Origin of the sequence: Nostoc sp. UCD121, from assembly GCF_014222285.1 — a bacterium.
In the GTDB taxonomy this organism is placed as follows: domain Bacteria; phylum Cyanobacteriota; class Cyanobacteriia; order Cyanobacteriales; family Nostocaceae; genus Nostoc.
Window position 1 is genome coordinate 1 of record NZ_JACKZS010000343.1, and the last position, 4,833, is coordinate 4,833.

The 4,833-nt window shown below is 38.1% G+C and carries 5 protein-coding genes and 1 pseudogene; 2 read left to right on the forward strand and 4 right to left on the reverse strand.

The window, feature by feature from the left end; all coding sequences use genetic code 11:
- From GNF10_RS35105 to GNF10_RS35115, 3 genes are all read right to left on the reverse strand, one after another.
- The coding region (locus GNF10_RS35105; protein WP_369009418.1) for an ArnT family glycosyltransferase at nucleotides 1–970 on the reverse strand (970 nt) is incomplete at its 3' end.
- Between the two features lie 287 nt (nucleotides 971–1,257).
- Entirely contained in the window at nucleotides 1,258–2,145 is an 888-nt protein-coding gene (gene fghA, locus GNF10_RS35110) for an S-formylglutathione hydrolase (protein ID WP_185582358.1), read from the reverse strand.
- Nucleotides 2,146–2,205: 60 nt separating this feature from the next.
- A complete protein-coding gene (locus GNF10_RS35115; protein ID WP_114085189.1) occupies nucleotides 2,206–2,997 on the reverse strand; it encodes an ion transporter in 792 nt (263 codons plus the stop codon).
- An 88-nt stretch (nucleotides 2,998–3,085) separates the two neighbouring features.
- Here GNF10_RS35115 and GNF10_RS35120 point away from each other — a divergent pair, with 88 nt between their 5' ends.
- Entirely contained in the window at nucleotides 3,086–3,511 is a 426-nt protein-coding gene (locus GNF10_RS35120) for a nucleoside deaminase (protein ID WP_114085190.1), read from the forward strand.
- A 463-nt stretch (nucleotides 3,512–3,974) separates the two neighbouring features.
- Here GNF10_RS35120 and GNF10_RS35125 read toward each other — a convergent pair whose 3' ends face one another.
- Nucleotides 3,975–4,208, reverse strand: a complete 234-nt coding sequence (locus GNF10_RS35125) for a hypothetical protein (protein ID WP_185582359.1) — start codon at nucleotides 4,206–4,208, stop codon at nucleotides 3,975–3,977.
- A 26-nt stretch (nucleotides 4,209–4,234) separates the two neighbouring features.
- Between GNF10_RS35125 and GNF10_RS35130 the strand changes: the two are divergent.
- Nucleotides 4,235–4,833: pseudogene (locus GNF10_RS35130) on the forward strand (photosystem II q(b) protein); the annotation flags it as partial.

The window sequence follows — 4,833 nt, forward strand, 5'->3', positions numbered from 1 at the left end:
CTAATAACCAAATTCGAGCGTATTTATGGAGAGATACGGGAATTAAATCATTAGTAAATTTATATTTAATAAGATAAACTAATAAAATGCCGATACTTATAGATAATATTGGTAAACCAACGCTTTCTGGGATCATCTTTGGATAGAATAACCATCCAGCAATAGTTGTGGCCGAAGGGTCGCCTTCTCCTTTTCCGACTTGGTTAGCGTTTAATGCCGATGTAATAATTGTTAACCAATTTAAGCTATACCAAAAACCACAAATTAACCAAGCTATCATCAAAGACAAGCAAGTTTGTATTAGCTTGATGAATTTACGTTTTCTAATAAAAGTAATTAATGTCCAAATACTAGGAACTAAAATAAAAACAAATCCTGTAGGTTTAGTCAACAATATTAAACCTATACCTACGCCTAATATGATAGTTAATCCCCATGATAAAAACCCAACATAACTATCTTTCCAAATTGTCAAAATTGTGAAAGTTACTATGACAATTGCTGTTAAACCATAATCTAATAAATAATCTGTTCGGATTATTCCTAAAATAGGAAATAATAAACAAAATACGCTGGCAGTTATGCTAGTTTTTCGGTTTTTAAATAAAAAGTCACCTAAATGATACACTGAAAGTATAATCATTGCAGTATATAATAAGTTGACCAAGCTTGCCTGGTCATATCCACGCCCAAACAACATCAAGAATGGTACGGTGCAAATATATAAAAAAGGAGCGCGATAACTTGGAGTTAATTGCCACAGAGATAACCACCAATTTCCTGAGAAGATATTAAAGTTTTGAAAAATTCTATAATGATGTAATGCTGTCGTTAAATGTGCGCTTTGATCGTAGGATGGAATCGAATTATCTAATAAAAACCAAGTTCTATCTATAGCTAATGCTATCAGCCAAATTATTAAGAGGATGATATAGTCTTTTCTACGCTGAGAAGGCACAAAATTATTCATATTAATTGCTCAAAAATAAAGCTCAACTAATTATATATCTGTCATGTATCGCTGTTTTACTAAATATTATGTCCGCTTAACTACTTATTAAACGCCAAGAATGTCCCTTGCTCCTGGGAAGGATTAAGAGATGGGGTGCAATAATTGTGGGAATCATAACTGCTCTTTTAGAGGATGTTTGAAAATTCCTCTTGTCAGTATCAAAAGCTCTAAATCCTCCTAAATCTCCCGATAAATTGAGGGACTTTGATTTCGGTTCCCCATTTTCTCGTATTCTTGTTCAAAAATCAAAATATAAACGTGGGGCTTAAATATATAAAAACTGCTGTAATCAATAAAGCGATCGCATGGTGGCGGATATGATCTTCAATAAAACTGGCGATGAAATAATAACTGTGGTCATAGCCTTCTTGGTAACGCAAGTTTAGCGGCTGCTTAACATCTGCACAAGCTTTCTCAAACACTTCCGGTAGTAATTGTTCTGCTAAAAATTTATCAGCAGTCCCTTGGTCAATGAGAATTGAACTGTGATATCCTACTTGTTTGACTAATTCGCTAGCATCATAAGCACGCCAACTTTCTTGATTTTTGCCAAGATAACCACCAAAAGCCTTTTGTCCCCAAGGACAACGCATAGGTGCAGTGATAGGTGCAAAGGCTGATACTGATTTGTAAAGTTCTGGGTTTCTCATTGCACAGACAAGCGCCCCATGTCCCCCCATTGAATGACCGAAAATACCTTGTTTTTCAGGTTGGGTGGGGAAATTTGCGTTAATCAAAGCAGGTAGTTCGTGGACAACATAACTATACATTTGGTAGTTTTTACGCCACGGTTCTTCTGTAGCATCAACATAAAAGCCTGCACCTGTACCAAAGTCCCAGTCATCATCCTCGCCTGCAATGCCAGTATTACGCGGACTTGTATCTGGCGCAACCAGCATCAAGCCGTACTCAGCCGCAAAGCGTTGCACTCCCCCCGCCTTAACCATGAAATTCTCTTCCGTGCAAGTCAACCCAGAGAGAAAATAGAGAATTGGCACAGGTTTATGATTTGCTTGTGGTGGTTGATAAACAGCAAAACGCATTTCACCATTACAGGTTGAGGAGAAATGACTGTAAAAGCCGAGTTTGCCACCGAAGCTTTTATATTCCGAAATGACGTTGACGTTAGGCATTGACTATATTCTCGAACTACCCGGTAATTAGCACTATATACCGCCGTAGGCGATCGCATTTCAATCAACTCTGTGACTAGGTAACTTAGTCCCGCACCTTTTACAAAACCCAGCATCTATATCATGGAAAGCCAATCCACAGTTGGAACAAACCATTTCTACCTGATTAGCAGTTTTCACAACTTGCTTAATTAAATCCCCCACTTGCCAGGGAATCAGTGCAATTCCTGTAAAAATCATCAATACCGTTAGCAAACGTCCTAATTCAGAAATTGGAATAACATCGCCAAATCCCACAGTTGTCATTGTGACAACAGAGAAATAGAATGCATCCAAAAATGTCCCGTAATTTTGAGGATTAACCGGATGCTCTACTTGATATATTAAGCCAGAATAAATAAAAACAATTGCAAATAATGTAAATAATATCCGCGCAAAGATCATGCCATCTTCAGTGCTGATAGTAGCGAATAAAAATCTTCTATCTATAAACCTGATTAATCGTAAAATCCGAAACCATCGCAGTAGCCGGATAAAGCTAATATCCACCATCCCTATAAAAAATGGCAAAATTGCCATTAGGTCAATAATCGAATAAAAGCTAAAAACATACTGAATTTTGTTTTCTGCACTCCACAAACGGAGTAAATATTCCACCGCGAATATGATAACGATCGCAGTATCGACTAGATGTAATTGAAATCGCACAGAATCAGGAATATTATAAGTTTCTGCGACAAAAATTCCTGATGATAATAGTACCAAAGCGGCAAGTGTTAAATTAATCGCCTTACCTATTGGTGTTTCTAGGTCTTTTAAGTAGAATTCTGTTTCTTGTCTGCTCAATAACATATTCGACTATTAACTAATCTTAATTCCCAGTTATAGCATCAGAAATACGATATTATTAATCACTATCCTTATATTAACCTCACTTTCTATGATTCCAGAATATTTTATGCGTTTAGCTTTGGCGCAAGCAAAAGAAGGAGATACACCTTACGGTGCTGTGATTGTTAAAGATAACGAAGTTGTTGCCGTAGCTCATAATACTGTTATCAGAGACAACGATCCATCAGCCCATGCTGAAATCAATGTTATTCGTAGTTTAACAGCTAAACTTAAAAACCATTTTTTAGAAGGTTATAGTATATATACAACTTGCGAACCTTGTCCCATGTGTGCAACTGCTTGTGTTTGGAGTGGTTTATCAGAAATTGTATATGGTGCTTCAATTCAAGACTTAATCTCGATAAATCAATCACAAATTAATCTATCTTGTGAAGAGGTAATCGCTAAATCATTTAGAAGCATTAAAGTCACCAAAGGCATTTTAAAAAATGAATGTTTGGAGTTATTTAAATAAACTACAACACATTTATAGGAATCCGGTTTGATTCCTGAATTTACTTACGTGGATTGGGAATTGGGAAGAAAAGAGGGATACATCTGTACTGAGTCTTGTTCAAAAATCAAATAGGAGTCCCATAGCTTTTTCATTAGGTAAGCGCAAATCTTTGTGGCGATTGTCTTGAAAACTGTTATGGGCATTGCTTGGAATATTTTTTGTCCCCCACGCCGTTATATATAAGGTTGTAATACCCTTGGGACGGTCTACCACTTATTCTAAGATACAAGGTTGAGTTGAGGAACGAAACCCAAGATACGCCAGTTTTAGTTTTTAGTCTTAACCCAAGCGTATTGCTATATAAGCGGCTTCAGCCCCTTTACATTAGACATCTCCAGAAATTAATTATGCTTTACCTGAAACCTTTGTAGAGACGTTGCATTGCAACGTCTCTACATTCATTTTCGGAGATGTCTAAATATCAAGGTTGGTTTTGTGCAGCTTCATATAGAAATAGTATAAGTAACCGCAATATCGCAAATTTAGGCAAGCGATCGCGGAAATTCATATAAAATCCTCTCGCTTGCTCGTAACTTGCTTTTAAATAAGCAAAGCTGATGAGTTCCATCAGCTTTACAAAAGTGAAATAGTTGATGAAAAAATGTAAAGCATTGTAAAGTGTATTCACAGGCAAAGACAAACGAGCCTGATTCATAAATCACTAACCGCACTTATAAAACAATGACAACAACCTTACAACAGCGCTCAAGCGCTAACGTATGGGATCGATTCTGTGAATGGATCACCAGCACCAACAACCGCATCTACATCGGCTGGTTCGGCGTAGTCATGATCCCCACATTGCTAGCAGCTACCGCTTGCTTCGTAATCGCCTTCATCGCTGCTCCTCCAGTAGACATCGATGGTATCCGCGAACCAGTAGCAGGTTCCTTGATCTACGGAAACAACATCATCTCTGGTGCAGTAGTACCTTCCTCCAACGCTATCGGCTTGCACTTCTACCCAATTTGGGAAGCAGCATCCTTAGACGAGTGGTTGTACAACGGTGGTCCTTACCAATTGGTAATTTTCCACTTCCTGATTGGCGTATTCTGCTACTTGGGTCGTGAATGGGAACTATCCTACCGCTTAGGTATGCGTCCTTGGATTGCGATCGCTTATTCTGCTCCAGTCGCAGCAGCAACCGCAGTATTCTTGGTATACCCCATCGGACAAGGTTCATTCTCTGACGGTATGCCTTTAGGTATCTCAGGAACATTCAACTTCATGATCGTGTTCCAAGCAGAACACAACATCTTGATGCACCCCTTCCACCAACT

Excerpts from the sequence above, each read along its gene's own strand:
- GNF10_RS35120 (WP_114085190.1), top strand. The coding sequence starts at position 3,086 with ATGATTCCAGAATATTTTATGCGTTTAGCTTTGGCGCAAGCAAAAGAA.
- fghA (WP_185582358.1), bottom strand. The coding sequence starts at position 2,145 with ATGCCTAACGTCAACGTCATTTCGGAATATAAAAGCTTCGGTGGCAAA.
- GNF10_RS35125 (WP_185582359.1), bottom strand. The coding sequence starts at position 4,208 with ATGAATCAGGCTCGTTTGTCTTTGCCTGTGAATACACTTTACAATGCT.
- GNF10_RS35115 (WP_114085189.1), bottom strand. The coding sequence starts at position 2,997 with ATGTTATTGAGCAGACAAGAAACAGAATTCTACTTAAAAGACCTAGAA.